This window comes from Leucobacter sp. NPDC077196 (assembly GCF_040687075.1).
Lineage (GTDB): Bacteria > Actinomycetota > Actinomycetes > Actinomycetales > Microbacteriaceae > Leucobacter.
In genome coordinates, this window is record NZ_JBFBML010000028.1 from 1 (window position 1) to 13,110 (window position 13,110).

General features: G+C 68.1%; 10 protein-coding genes. 4 read left to right on the forward strand and 6 right to left on the reverse strand.

Translation table 11 applies throughout. The features are described 5' to 3' along the window. Positions 1–127: 127 nt before the first annotated feature. The 6 genes from AB0O71_RS14935 to AB0O71_RS14960 form a co-directional block, all read right to left on the reverse strand. The gene (locus AB0O71_RS14935) at positions 128–1,555 is read right to left on the reverse strand and encodes an FGGY family carbohydrate kinase (RefSeq protein ID WP_363746578.1); all 1,428 of its coding nucleotides are present in this window, start codon (positions 1,553–1,555) and stop codon (positions 128–130) included. Between the two features lie 68 nt (positions 1,556–1,623). Further along, entirely contained in the window at positions 1,624–2,730 is a 1,107-nt protein-coding gene (locus tag AB0O71_RS14940; RefSeq protein ID WP_363746580.1) for an NAD(P)-dependent oxidoreductase, read from the reverse strand. Positions 2,731–2,828: 98 nt separating this feature from the next. Continuing rightward, on the reverse strand, positions 2,829–3,803 hold the full coding sequence (locus tag AB0O71_RS14945; RefSeq protein ID WP_363746582.1) for a sugar ABC transporter substrate-binding protein: 975 nt from the start codon (positions 3,801–3,803) through the stop codon (positions 2,829–2,831). Between the two features lie 37 nt (positions 3,804–3,840). Next, positions 3,841–4,863 (reverse strand): ABC transporter permease, encoded by a 1,023-nt coding sequence (locus AB0O71_RS14950; protein ID WP_200330541.1) that lies wholly within the window; start codon positions 4,861–4,863, stop codon positions 3,841–3,843. After that, a complete protein-coding gene (locus tag AB0O71_RS14955; RefSeq protein ID WP_363746585.1) occupies positions 4,860–6,386 on the reverse strand; it encodes a sugar ABC transporter ATP-binding protein in 1,527 nt (508 codons plus the stop codon). Before AB0O71_RS14955 ends, AB0O71_RS14950 begins: the two co-directional genes overlap by 4 nt. Before the next feature lie 144 nt (positions 6,387–6,530). Then, positions 6,531–7,280 (reverse strand): DeoR/GlpR family DNA-binding transcription regulator, encoded by a 750-nt coding sequence (locus AB0O71_RS14960; protein ID WP_363746587.1) that lies wholly within the window; start codon positions 7,278–7,280, stop codon positions 6,531–6,533. 43 nt (positions 7,281–7,323) lie between these two features. On the opposite strand from AB0O71_RS14960, the gene AB0O71_RS14965 reads away from it, so the two are divergent. The 4 genes from AB0O71_RS14965 (at position 7,324) to AB0O71_RS14980 (ending at position 12,963) form a co-directional block, all read left to right on the forward strand. After that, positions 7,324–8,085, forward strand: a complete 762-nt coding sequence (locus tag AB0O71_RS14965) for a DeoR/GlpR family DNA-binding transcription regulator (RefSeq protein WP_363746589.1) — start codon at positions 7,324–7,326, stop codon at positions 8,083–8,085. A 76-nt stretch (positions 8,086–8,161) separates the two neighbouring features. Then, positions 8,162–10,198 (forward strand): bifunctional aldolase/short-chain dehydrogenase, encoded by a 2,037-nt coding sequence (locus tag AB0O71_RS14970; RefSeq protein WP_363746591.1) that lies wholly within the window; start codon positions 8,162–8,164, stop codon positions 10,196–10,198. Continuing rightward, positions 10,195–11,688, forward strand: a complete 1,494-nt coding sequence (locus AB0O71_RS14975) for a rhamnulokinase family protein (RefSeq protein ID WP_363746593.1) — start codon at positions 10,195–10,197, stop codon at positions 11,686–11,688. Before AB0O71_RS14970 ends, AB0O71_RS14975 begins: the two co-directional genes overlap by 4 nt. Before the next feature lie 9 nt (positions 11,689–11,697). Next, positions 11,698–12,963 (forward strand): alpha-hydroxy acid oxidase, encoded by a 1,266-nt coding sequence (locus tag AB0O71_RS14980; protein ID WP_363746595.1) that lies wholly within the window; start codon positions 11,698–11,700, stop codon positions 12,961–12,963. Positions 12,964–13,110: the final 147 nt, after the last annotated feature.

Sequence of the window (13,110 nt, forward strand, 5' to 3'; positions counted from 1 at the left end):
CTACGGCGGGGGGATCCCTATTCGTGCTTTGCGGCTGCGCAACACGCACGAAGAGTGACCCCGCTGCGGGTGTTGGCGGCGGCAGGGCGCCGCAACGGGGAAGAGGGTGCGGCGATTCGGGCGCGGCTCAGCGGCGGCGGTCGTTCAGGGCGCTGAGCGTCGCGAAGTGAGCAGTCCGTTCCGCGTAGGCCGCTGTCAACAGGGGGTCCGGCGTGAAGCTCGCCTCAAGTTCACGACCGTGCGAGCGGATCGCGTCGAGCGAGTCGATCGCGCCCGTCGCGATTCCTGCAAGCATGGCCGCCCCCTGCGCCGCGCCGTGCCCGCTCGCGGGATGATCGACGCGCACCCCCAGCACATCGGCCTTGATCTGCGACCAGGCGCGCGATGCCGACCCGCCGCCCGTCGATACGACGCGATCGATCGGGAACCCCGCCTCGCGAACCGTCGCGATGTCGCGAGCCAGAGCGAGGGCGTTGCCCTCCATCGCGGCGAGCATCAGATCAGAGCCGGTCGTCGCGAGCGATATGCCGTCGATCACTCCGCGGGAGTGCGGATTCCACCCCGGTGTGCGCTCGCCGGCGAGGCTCGTCACCATGGTGAGCTCGCCGGGTCTCGGCAGCTGCAGGAGCACGGCGTCTTCGCGCAGGTCCGTTGCGCCTTCGAGGCCGTTCACCCAGTCGACGGTGGCGCCCGCGGTCACCTGCGCCGTGATGAGCAGATCGACGTCCGCCACGCAGTGCCGCGTGTGGATGAAACCGGGAACGCATGTGCCGCGCGGTACCGCGAGAATCGTGACGCTCGAGAACCCGGTCATATCGACGAGCGGATCGCCGACCTCGACCACGCCGGCTTCGAGCGCTGAACCGATCGAGTCGATGCCGCCGGCGACGACGCTCGCCCCCGCGGTGATGCCGGTCGCCTGAGCTGCCTCCAGTGTGACGGTGCCGACGATCGCTCGCGCGGCCACGATGGGCGGCAGATATGCGAGCGAGTCTTCGGCAGCGAGCAGCGCCGCGTCGAAGGCACCGGTTTCGTCATCGAACCCCTGCATGAGTGCGGCCGTCGTGTCGTCGAGCACGGCGACGCCGCTGAGACGGCGCACGATGAAGCCGTTCGCAGACAGCACATGCTCCGCGGCGGCGAGCGCCTCGGGCCGGTGCGCGGCGAGCCACGGCAGCTTCGCCGTGCCGAAGAAGGGATCCGCGCCGTTGCGCGAATGGGGAACGATCTCTGCGATCCGCTCAGCTTCGGCCGTCGCCCGCCGATCGAGCCACGTGAGCGCCGCACACGTCGGCGATCCGCTCCGATCGACCGGCACCAGTGTCGGAGCCTGCGCGGTGACGGCGACCGCCAGTACCGTTCTTCCGGCGACGACCTGCCGCGTCAACGCGCAGACCGCCTCCCACCACGCCGTCGCATCCTGCTCGGCGGCCGCGCCAGCGGTCGCGGTCGGGTATCGCTGCGACGCATCGGCGACGAGCGTGCCCGCCCGATCCGTCGCGACCACTTTCACCGAACTCGTACCGACGTCGATGCCGAGCAGCAGTTGGGTCATGGGGTGAGTTCCTCTTCGTCGAAGGGTCGGGTGACGGTCGCGCCCTGCCCAGCACGGGCCAGAGCAGGCTACCGCCCCAGCGCGGTCGGGCTCGGCGCGGTTCGGGTGATCGTGGGTGACGGCGCTTCGACGAGGGGGTGCAGCAGCGGTTCGCCCGAGAGATACCGGCGTATCTCCTCCGCCACGCCGTCTGCAGCGCGATCCGCGGTCTCACGGCTCGCCCCGGCGATGTGCGGGGTGAAGACGATGTCGTGCCCGGCGGCCGCCAGGCCGAAGATGCGGTGCGTGAAGTCGACCGGTTCTTCGGGGAATACGTCGAACGCGGCGCCCGCCAGGTGCCCGCGCTCCACCGCGTCGGCAACGGCGTCGTAATCGACGAGGCCTCCCCTCGCGGCGTTCACGAGACGCGAACCCGGGCGCATGAGTGCGAGCCGTTCGGCATTGACCATATCGGTCGTCTCGGGCGAAAGTCGCGCGTGCACAGATACGAGATCCGATTGGGCGAAGACGTCCTCGATGCTGGGCGCCGACCGCACACCGGAGCCCAGTGATCCTGGTTGCAAGTAGGGGTCGTAGACGAGCACGTCGGCTCCCATGGCTGCGAAGACGCCTGCGACGTGCCCGCCCACGGCGCCTGCGCCGAGGAGCCCTATGGTCGACCCCTTGACCTCGCCGCCCACCTCCTCATGCCGATAGAACTCTCCCCGCCACTCGTGAGACAGCAGCGTGTTGTGCGAGAGCGGGATGCGGCGGAGGAGCGCGAGCGCGAGCCCGATCGTCATCTCGGCGGTGGAGATGCCGTTGCGGCCGGGGACATTGGCGACGGCGACTCCGCGCGCTCGCGCGGCGTCGAGGTTCACGTTCGTCGGGCCGCCGCGCGAGACCGCGATCAGACGCAGGTCTGGGCAGGCCTCGAGTACGCGTTCCGTGAGCGGCGCGAGCTGCGTGGCGATGGCGGTGACCCCGTTGAGCGCTTCGATGAGTTCCTCCTCCGTCCCGGAGGCCTCGTCGACCTCTCCCACTCGCCCGAACGGCGCGTCGGGCCACGGGAACTCGATCTCCCTCACCTCGATTTCGGACCCCAAGCCCCCGGCTCCGCTCAGGGCGAGTTCGATCGCGCTGCGAAGACGGGTCGACCGGATGAACAAGTCTCCGGCCGCAAGAATGCGTGTCATGTGTCTGTCTCCTCGACGTTCGCCTGCCGTCGCGCGACGGTGCGGGCAGTGACAGGGCGGCGCGACCCGATCCGGTTCGCGCCGCCCCAGATATCTGATTAGCCGCCGAACATCTCGTCGAAGTAGTCCTGCGCGTTGCTCTCGTCGATCACGGTGATCGGCATGAACTGGTCCTTCTCGACCTCTTCGCCGTTCAGCAGGTCGGAGGTGATGTCGATCAGCGTCCGTCCGTGCGCTTTGCCGCCACCGAGGCTGATGGAGCTCTTCTGCGGGTCGCCCTTGATGATGTTCTCGATCTCGATCTGGGTGGCGTCGATCCCGAACAGCCCGAAGGAGTCGAAGTCGGTGATCCCGCTCGCCTTGACTCCCTCGTTGCCGCCCTGCGCGCCGCCGCCGCCGATCGTGGCGATCATCTTCAGATCGGGGTTGGCCTGCAGGAAGTTCTCGGCGTTCGTCACGCCCTCCTCGGCGGTCAGCGCGGAGTTCGTCGCGACGAGTTCGGCGTTCGGCGCGATCTCCTCCACGGCGTCCTTGATGCCGTTCGCGCGATCGATGATCTCGGGGAACGTCGGCAGGTCCATCAGCGCCCACTCGACGACGTCCTCATCGCCGTAGTTCTCGTTGATCCACTCCGCAGCGGCTTCGCCGTTCGCGTACCCGGTCTCGTATGCGTCGACCAGGTACTGGGCGTCGTAGTTGTCGAGCACCTGGGTGTACCCGACGATCTTGATGCCCGCATCCTGCGCCTTCTGCGTCGCCGTCTTGAGCGACTCCGAATCGACGGCGCAGATGATGATCGCGTCCACATCCTGCTGGATGAAGTTCTCGATCTGCGTCACCTGCGTGGCCGCATCGCTCTTGGCGTCGACGTAGTTGACCTCGACGCCTTCCTCGGCGCCGTAGGACTGCGCCTCCTGCACGAGCTCAGCCCAGACGGGATTGGAGAGATCGGAGAATGTGACGCCGACCGAGAATTCGGTGTCGGCCGGAGCGGCGCCGCTCCCGCCGGAGCTGCACGCGGCGAGACCGAGCAGCAGTGCTCCTGTCGCCGCAATCGCAGTGATCTTCTTCATGGGGTTCCTTTCGTTGGTTTCCGCGAGAACGGAGGGTTCAGGAGAGGGGGACGGTCGCGGTCTTCGGTTCAGCTGTCGGCCCTCGTGAGATGGACACGCCTCCGATCTGCTTGCGCCGCCCGCCGGAGCGCTTCGAGGTGGCGTCGTAGATCACCGCGACCAGCAGGATGAGGCCCTTGATCACGAGCTGCACGTACTCGCTGACGTTGAGCAGCACGAGACCGTTGTCGAGCACGCCGACGATGAGCACGCCGATGAACGCACCGAACAGGCTCCCGCGCCCGCCCATGACGCTCACGCCGCCGAGCACGCACGCGGTCAGCACACTGAATTCGAACCCGGCTCCGGTGGCCGACTGCGCCGAGTTCAGGCGGGACAGCAGCAGGATCGCGCCGACGGCGGTGAAGAGGCCGCTCACTGCGTAGACGAGCAGCAGGGTGCGTCGCGTATTCACACCGGACAGGCGCGCCGCTTCGACGTTGTTGCCGATCGCGTAGAAGTACCGACCGATGTAGGTCTGATTCGCGATGAAGTACCCGATCGCCCAGACGAGGGCGAGCACGATCACGGAGATCGGGATGCCGATGACGGCGCCCTGGCCGAGCACGGAGAAGCCGCTCGGGAAGCCGGAGATCGGCAGACCCTTGGAGAGCAGGTAGCTGACGCCGTTGAGGATCGTCATCATGGAGAGGGTGACGATCAGCGGGGCCACGCCCGTCAGGGTGATGATCAGCCCGTTGATCAGCCCGATCACGACGCCGAGCACGAGCACGAGTACGATCGCGAGCGGCCAGGGAACGTCGAATTGCGCCATCATGATGCCGCACACGACGACGTACAACGAGATCTGGTAGCCGACGGAGAGGTCGATGCCGCCGGTCAGCAGCACGAACGCGAATCCGACCGCCACGATGCCGAGCGTCGTGACCTGCCGGAGAATGTTGAACAGGTTGTTCGCGTCCAGGAAGTTCGGGGAGAGCGCGCTGAAACCGATGATGAGCAGCACCAGCACCAGCACGATCCCGAGCTCGTGCAGTCGCGGTCGGAACTTCGAGATCATGCGAGGTCTCCTTCCGAAGCCAGCGTGAGGATGGCTTCCTGAGTGATGTCTTCCGATTCGAGCAGCCCGCGTTGCAGGCCCTCCTGCAGCACGACGACCCGGTCGGACATGCCGATGAGCTCTTCCATATCGGAGGAGATCATCAGGATCGTCTTCCCCTCCTCCGCGAGCCGGTTCATGATCAGGTAGATCTCATGCCGCGCCCCGATGTCGATGCCCCGGGTGGGTTCATCGAAGATGAGCACTTCCGGGCTCGTGGCCAGCCACTTCGCGAGCACGACCTTCTGCTGATTGCCGCCGCTCAGGTTGCCGACGATCTCGGCGCCGCTCGGCGCCTTGATGCGCAGCTCGCGCATGTAGCGGTCGGAGAGTTCGCGCTCGGCCGCGGTCGAGATGACGCCGGCGCGCGACATCGCCGGGAGCCGTGGCAGGGAGATGTTCTGCTCGATCGAGAACTCGAGGATCAGGCCGTGCCGTTTGCGGTCTTCAGGGACTAGGGCGATGCCGTTCCTGATCGTCGCGATCGGGTTGAGCGAGAGCACCGAGTTGCCGTGCAGGTCGACCGTGCCGGATTCCGGCCGTTTCGCCCCGAAGACGAGCTCCATGAGCTCGGTGCGACCGGCGCCGATCAAACCGGCGAACCCGAGGATCTCTCCCTTTCGCGCGACGAAGCTGATGTCGCGCACGCCGTTGCCGGTCAAGCCGGTCACCGTCAGCGATGGTTCGGTCAGCACGTTCGTGCGCGTCGGGTAGTCTTCCCCGAGCTCACGGCCGACCATCATCGAGATGAGTTCGCGCTTCGTGGTGGCGGGGGTGTCGACCGTGCCGACGTACTGACCGTCGCGCAGCACGGTGACCCGATCGGAGAGCCGGAAGACCTCTTCCATGCGGTGCGAGATGTAGACGATGGTCATACCCTCGCGCTTGAGCACGTCGACGATCGCGAACATGGCGTCGACCTCGGATGCGGTGAGCGGCGCTGACGGCTCGTCCATGATGAGCAGCTTCGCCTCCTTCGACAGCGCTTTCGCGATCTCGACGATCTGCTGGTAGCCGGTGGTGAGCGTCTCGACGAGGGCGTTCGGCGCGATCGATACTCCGAGTCGCTCGAAGAGCGAACGCGATCTCGCCGCCATGGTCTTGCGGTCGAGCACCGGCCCCTTCATGATGAACTCTCCGAGAAAGACGTTCTCGGAGGCGCTGAGGTTCGGGAAGAGAGTGAACTCTTGGTAGATCACCGCGATCCCGAGCTCCCTGGCCAGTTGAGGCGTGAGCCGCTCATGCGTTTCGCCGTCGACCGTGATCGTGCCGCTGGTGGGGGCGATGGCGCCCGAGAGGGTCTTGATGAGCGTCGACTTGCCCGCACCGTTCTCGCCGATGATCGCGTGCACCTCGCCGGGCCGCAGGTCGAGACTGACGCCGTCGAGTGCGCGAACCCCGGGGTATTCCTTCACCAGCCGGTCGACCTGCAATGACAGACCTGCGCCGCGGCCGGTGGCCGTCGATACGTCCTGTAGGGACATTGCTGCACGCTCCTCACGTCATCGTGGCGTCACCTTCAAGACATGAGTGTGTTACAAGATGTGAGGTTTTGTCAACTTTTGTGAAGCAACGATGACGCAACGGCGCGCCCAGGCGCCACGGACCCGGAACACCGCCTCGGCGCGTCAGCGCAAGTCGGAGACGAGGCGGCGGAACGCCGCGAGATCACGAGCATTGGGGGCGAGCTCGGTCGCGAGGGTGTCGATCTCATCGATATCAACGGCGTGCGCGACGGAGACACTTCCGAGCTTCTCGCTGTGCACGCCGATCAGCACGCGCTCCGAAGCACGCGCGATCGCCCGCTTCACCTCGGCCTCCTCGAGCGTGCTCTCATGGCAGCCCCGCTCGTCCAGGGAAGCGGCAGACGCGAAGAACGCCGAGAAGTGGACCCTGGAGACGAAGCCCGTGGTGACGGGCCCCACCAGCGAGTCGCTGCGCCGATCGGCCGCTCCCCCGGTGAGCACGGCGGTCAAGCCGGGCCGCTCCTGGAGCGCCTGGAAGGTGAGCATCCCGTTCGTGACGACGGTGAGGTCTCCCGACCCGGACATGCGCTGAGCGAGCTGATGCATCGTGGTCGACGAGTCGAGCGCGATCATTCCGCTGGTCGGCACGAGCGGAAGCAGCTTCTCGGCGATGGTCGCCTTCTCGGCGGCCTGAGACTGCTCGCGGCCGTGAAAGCTCACGGGACCGGTGTACATGGCGCCGCCGCGCACCCGGCGAATGGTGCCGCCCAGCTCCAGGCCGTCGAGGTCCCGGCGAACGGTCATCTCGCTGACGCCCAGCTCCGATGCGGCCTCGGCCAGCGAGACGCGCTGGAGCGCGCTGAGCCGCTGCAGCAGCCAGGCGCGTCGTTCTTCGGCGGCGAGGGAGACCATGGTGGTCCCAGCGTAGTAGCGCCGGGTCACTAAGCTCAGTGACATGGCCGTGAACGGAAGCATCGAGGGAGAACGGCGGCGCAGAGAACTCGTCGAACTCGCGCGCACCGCGGGTGAGATCTCCATCGAGCAGGCCGCGACGCAGTTCGACGTCTCGACGATGACGATTCGGCGCGACCTGGAGATGCTCGAGGTCGAGGGATCGGTGCGACGGGTGCGCGGGGGCGCCGTGCCCGCCACCGGCCCGCGCAGCTACGACGAACGGCTTGCGACCCGCGGGAGCGCGAAGCGCGCGATCGCACGCAAGGCGCTCGATCTCGTGCCCCGCCGAGGTGCGATCGCCCTCGACGCATCGACGACGGTCAACGCCCTCGCTGAGATGCTCGGCGATCACGGCACGCTCACCGCGTGCACCAACTCCGTCCAGACCTTCGAATTGCTCGCGCGTCTCGGCGGCGTGGAGGCCCAGTTGACGGGCGGTGCGCACGAGGCGATCACCGGCAGCCTGGTCGGCCCGATTGCGAACGCCGGAGCGCGCCTCCTGCACACGCGCGTGTTCTTCACCTCCTCCGACGGGATCAGCCCGGAGGGAGGCACCTCGGAAGCGTCGCTCGCGGAAGCCGAGGTGAAGCGCCACCTCGCGCAGTCCGCCGACGCGACGGTGCTCTGCGCAGACTCGTCGAAGCTCGGAAAGCGCTCGACCGGCATGGCGCTCGAACTCTCCGCCGTCTCGACGCTCATCACCGAACTCGACCCCGCCGATCCCAGGCTCGATCCGTATCGGGACCTCGTCGAGATCCGATGATGCACGATCGCTTGTCGACCATGTTATTTCGTGTTAAATTCACACGAAGCAACAAACGGCAGCTCCGGAGGCACTCATGACCGACCCCACCGCCCAGGCACTCATCGCCCGCTCGAACCGACTCGGCGCAGATAAGAAGAACACGAACTTCGCGGGCGGCAACACGTCGGCGAAGGGGTTCACCACCGATCCCGTGACCGGCGAAGACGTCGAACTCATGTGGGTCAAGGGCTCCGGCGGCGACCTCGGCACGCTCACCGCCGCCGGGCTCTCGGCGCTGCGCATCGACCGCCTCCGCGCACTCGTGAACGTCTACCCCGGCCTCGAGCGCGAAGACGAAATGGTCGCAGCCCTCGACTACTGCCTCCACGGCAAGGGCGGCGCGGCGCCGTCGATCGACACCGCAATGCACGGCCTCGTCGATGCGGCCCACGTCGACCACCTGCACCCCGACTCGGGTATCGCGATCGCGACCGCAGCCGACGGCGAAGCGCTCACCGCGAAGATCTTCGGCGACAAGGTCGTGTGGGTGCCCTGGCGTCGCCCCGGCTTCCAGCTCGGCCTCGACATCGCCGCCATCAAGGCGGAGCATCCCGAGGCGATCGGCTGCATCCTCGGCGGCCACGGCATCACGGCCTGGGGCGACACGAGCGAGGAGAGCGAGCAGAATTCACTCTGGATCATCGACACCGCTGCCGCCTACATCGCCGAGCACGGCGCACCCGAACCCTTCGGCGTCGTCGTCGCCGGATTCGAGCCGCTGCCCGAGACCGAGCGCCGCGCCCGCGCAGCCCAGCTCGCGCCGGTGGTGCGGGGAATCGCGAGCACCGACAAGCCGATGGTCGGGCACTTCACCGACTCCGACGCCGTGCTCGACTTCCTGTCCCGCGAGAAGCTCGCCCCGCTCGCGGCGCTCGGCACGAGCTGCCCCGACCACTTCCTGCGCACGAAGGTGAAGCCGCTCGTGCTCGACCTGCCCGCGACCGCGACGGCCGAGGAGCAGATCGCCCGCCTGCACGAACTGCACGAGGCGTACCGCGAGGATTACCGCTCCTACTACGAGGCGCACGCCGACGAGGCGAGCCCCGCCATGCGCGGCGCCGATCCGCTCATCGTGCTCATCCCGGGCGTCGGCATGTTCAGCTACGGCGCGAACAAGCAGACCGCACGCGTCGCCGGCGAGTTCTACGTCAACGCCATCAACGTGATGCGCGGTGCCGAGTCGCTCTCCACCTACGCCCCCATCAGCGACGCAGAGAAGTTCCGCATCGAGTACTGGGCCCTCGAGGAGGCCAAGCTCCAGCGCATGCCGAAGCCGAAGTCGCACCAGGGCCGCATCGCCTTCGTCACCGGCGCCGCATCGGGCATCGGCAAGGCGATCGCAACGCGCCTCGCCGCCGAGGGCGCGTGCGTCGTCGTGGCCGATCTCGACCTCGAGAAGGCGCAGGCCGCAGCAGCCGAGCTCGGGAATGCCGACGTCGCCATCGGCGTGGCAGCGAACGTCGCCGACGCGGCAGCCGTGCAGGGCGCGATCGACGCCGCGGTGCTGGCGTTCGGCGGCATCGACCTCGTCGTGAACAACGCCGGGCTCTCGCTGTCGAAGTCGCTCCTCGACACCACGGAGGCCGACTGGAACCTGCAGCACGATGTCATGGCGAAGGGCTCCTTCCTCGTCGCCCAGGCCGCCGCACGCGCCATGATCGCGCAGAAGCTCGGAGGCGACGTCATCTACATCTCCTCCAAGAACAGCGTCTTCGCCGGCCCGAACAACATCGCGTACTCCGCCACCAAGGCCGACCAGGCCCACCAGGTGCGGCTCCTCGCCGTCGAACTCGGCGAGCACGGCATCCGCGTCAACGGCATCAACCCCGACGGCGTCGTGCGCGGATCCGGAATCTTCGCAGCGGGGTGGGGCGCCAACCGCGCCGCGACCTACGGCGTCAAGGAAGAGGATCTCGGCCAGTTCTACGCGAACCGCACCATCCTGAAGCGCGAGGTCGTGCCCGAGAACGTCGCCGACGCGGTGTACGTGCTCACCGGCCCCGAGCTGACCCGTACCACCGGTCTCCACATCCCGGTCGATTCGGGCGTCGCCGCGGCGTTCCTGCGATGAGCGACGCGGCTGCAGGATCGGCGGGCGGCGGCGCCGACGTCGGCGCTCCGGCCGCCGGTCGCGCCGTCGCGGCAGTCGACCTCGGGGCGACGAGCGGGCGCGTCATCGTCGGCCGCATCGAGCACGGCCCAGACGGTGCCGAACTGCGCACCCAGCACGTGGCGCGCTTCGCGAACGACCCCGTGCGCACGAGTGACGGCCTGCACTGGAACTTCCTCGAGCTCTACCACCAGGCGCTGCAGGGGCTCGCCGCCGCCGAGCGCAGCGCCCCGGGGGAGATCGCGTCGATCGGCATCGACTCGTGGGCGGTCGACTACGGCCTGCTGCGTCACGGCCGCCTGCTCGGCATCCCCTACCACTACCGCGATGCGCGCTGCGAAGCCGGCGTCGCAGCCGTGCACGCGCGCGTTCCGGCCGAGCGCCTGTACGCCCGCAACGGCCTGCAGCATCTCACCTTCAACACGATCTTCCAGCTCGCCGCAGAAGACGGCCTGCTCGACGTGGCCGACCGCGCACTGCTCGTGCCAGACCTGTTGAACTACTGGCTCACCGGGGTGGAGGCCGCGGAGCGCAGCAACGCGTCGACCACCGGGCTGCTCGATCCGCGAACACGCGAATGGGATCTCGAACTCGCGGAAGAGGCGGGCATTCCCGCGCGCATCCTGCCGCAGCTCATCGAGGCGGGCACCCGCCTCGGGCCCGTCACCGGAGACGCAGCGAAGGTCATCGGCCGGGCGATCGACGTCGTCGCGGTCGCCTCGCACGACACGGCCTCTGCCGTCGCAGCGGTACCGGCCACGCGATCCGACTTCGCCTACATCTCGTGCGGCACCTGGGGCCTCGTCGGCCTCGAACTCGACGCTCCCGTGCTCACCGACGCCGCCCGCCTCGCGAACTTCACCAACGAGGGCGGCATCGAGGGCACCACGCGCTTCCTGCACAACGTCATGGGCACGTGGCTGTTCTCGGAGTCGCTGCGGCACTGGGAGCCCGGTGCGACCAACGCGCAGCGATCCAGCCTGCTTGGCGAACTGCTCGCCGACGCAGCATCGGTCACCGGCCCCATCCCCGTCTTCGACGCGAACGACCCCCAGTTCATGCCGCCCGGCGACCTGCCCGACCGCATCGTGCGCTGGTTCGAAGCACGCGGCGAACGCGCACCCGAGGGGCGGGCCGAGATCGTCCGCTCGATCACGGAGAGCCTCGCCGTGGCATTCGCCGACGCCGTCGAGACGGCGAGCCGACTGGCGGATCGCGAGGTCTCGACCATCCACGTCGTCGGCGGCGGCTCGCAGAACACCCTGCTCTGCCAGCGCCTCGCCGACCGATCCGGCCTCGAAGTGCTCGCCGGCCCCGTCGAAGCGACCGCGATGGGCAACCTGCTCATTCAGGCGCAGACGCTCGGCCTCATCGGCCCGGGTCTCGCCGAGCTGCGCGCCGTCGTGGCCCGATCCACCGCCCCCATCCGTTACACCCCCGCTTCGCGTTAGGTTTCAGTCATGGTTACCCGTCAACTCCCCAAGCCCTCCGAACTCCTCGAGCTCATGCAGTTCAAGCGCCCCGAGCTCGACGGCAAGAAGCGCCGCCTCGATTCGGCGCTTTCCATCGGCGACCTGCGCGCCATCGCGAAGCGCCGCACTCCCAAAGCGGCATTCGACTACACCGACGGCGCCGCAGAGGGCGAGCTCTCCCTCGCCCGCGCGCGTCAGGCGTTCGAGGACGTCGAGTTCCACCCCGGCATCCTGAAGCCCGCCGCGAACGTCGACACCTCGGTGCAGGTCCTCGGCGGATCCTCAGCCCTGCCCTTCGGCATCGCCCCGACCGGGTTCACCCGCCTCATGCAGACCGAAGGCGAGACCGCAGGAGCCGGCGCCGCCGGAGCCGCGGGCATCCCGTTCACGCTCTCCACCCTCGGCACCACGTCGATCGAAGACGTGCGGGCCGCGAACCCGAACGGCCGCAACTGGTTCCAGCTGTATGTGATGAAGGATCGCGAGATCTCCTACGGCCTCGTGCGCCGTGCCGCGGAAGCCGGATTCGACACCCTGCAGTTCACCGTCGACACGCCCGTCGCCGGAGCCCGGCTGCGCGACAAGCGCAACGGATTCTCCATCCCGCCGCAGCTCACCCTCGGCACCATCGTGAACGCGATTCCGCGGCCGTGGTGGTGGATCGACTTCCTCACCACCCCCAAGCTCGAATTCGCGTCGCTCTCCACGACCGGCGGCACCGTCGGCGAGCTGCTCGACGCCGCGATGGATCCCACCATCAGCTACGAAGACCTCAAGGTGATTCGCGAGATGTGGCCAGGCAAGCTCGTCGTGAAGGGTGTGCAGACCGTCGAGGACGCGGCGAAGCTCGTCGACCTCGGCGTCGACGGCATCATCCTGTCGAACCACGGCGGCCGCCAGCTCGACCGGGCGCCGATCCCGTTCCACCTGCTGCCGCAGGTCGTGCGCGAGGTCGGTCGCGACGCGACGGTGATGGTCGACACCGGCATCATGAACGGCGCCGACATCGTCGCATCGATCGCGCTCGGGGCGAAGTTCACCCTCATCGGACGCGCCTACCTCTACGGACTCATGGCCGGCGGGCGAGCCGGGGTCGACCGCACGATCGCGATCCTGCGCGACGAGATCGAACGCACCATGAAACTGCTCGGCGTCGCCTCGATCGCGGAGCTCGAACCCGCCCACGTCACCCAGCTGCAGCGCCTCGCACCGCTCGAGCCCGGCGCCGCGGCCCGCGCCCGCGCTGGCGCCTAGCGGCCGCTGCGCTGCTGCGCTGCTGCCGCTGCCCCTTTCTGCGCCTTTCTGCGCCTTTCTGCGAGCGGGGTCACTCTTCGTGCGTGTCGCACCCCTGACACGCGAGTAGTTTTTGCCCGCGCGCAGTTGTGGGGGGGGGGGGGGCAT

Bases quoted from the DNA above. Each gene is read 5' to 3' on its own strand.
- AB0O71_RS14935 (WP_363746578.1), bottom strand. From the start codon at position 1,555: ATGACCCAACTGCTGCTCGGCATCGACGTCGGTACGAGTTCGGTGAAA.
- AB0O71_RS14940 (WP_363746580.1), bottom strand. From the start codon at position 2,730: ATGACACGCATTCTTGCGGCCGGAGACTTGTTCATCCGGTCGACCCGT.
- AB0O71_RS14945 (WP_363746582.1), bottom strand. From the start codon at position 3,803: ATGAAGAAGATCACTGCGATTGCGGCGACAGGAGCACTGCTGCTCGGT.
- AB0O71_RS14950 (WP_200330541.1), bottom strand. From the start codon at position 4,863: ATGATCTCGAAGTTCCGACCGCGACTGCACGAGCTCGGGATCGTGCTG.
- AB0O71_RS14955 (WP_363746585.1), bottom strand. From the start codon at position 6,386: ATGTCCCTACAGGACGTATCGACGGCCACCGGCCGCGGCGCAGGTCTG.
- AB0O71_RS14960 (WP_363746587.1), bottom strand. From the start codon at position 7,280: ATGGTCTCCCTCGCCGCCGAAGAACGACGCGCCTGGCTGCTGCAGCGG.
- AB0O71_RS14965 (WP_363746589.1), top strand. From the start codon at position 7,324: ATGGCCGTGAACGGAAGCATCGAGGGAGAACGGCGGCGCAGAGAACTC.
- AB0O71_RS14970 (WP_363746591.1), top strand. From the start codon at position 8,162: ATGACCGACCCCACCGCCCAGGCACTCATCGCCCGCTCGAACCGACTC.
- AB0O71_RS14975 (WP_363746593.1), top strand. From the start codon at position 10,195: ATGAGCGACGCGGCTGCAGGATCGGCGGGCGGCGGCGCCGACGTCGGC.
- AB0O71_RS14980 (WP_363746595.1), top strand. From the start codon at position 11,698: ATGGTTACCCGTCAACTCCCCAAGCCCTCCGAACTCCTCGAGCTCATG.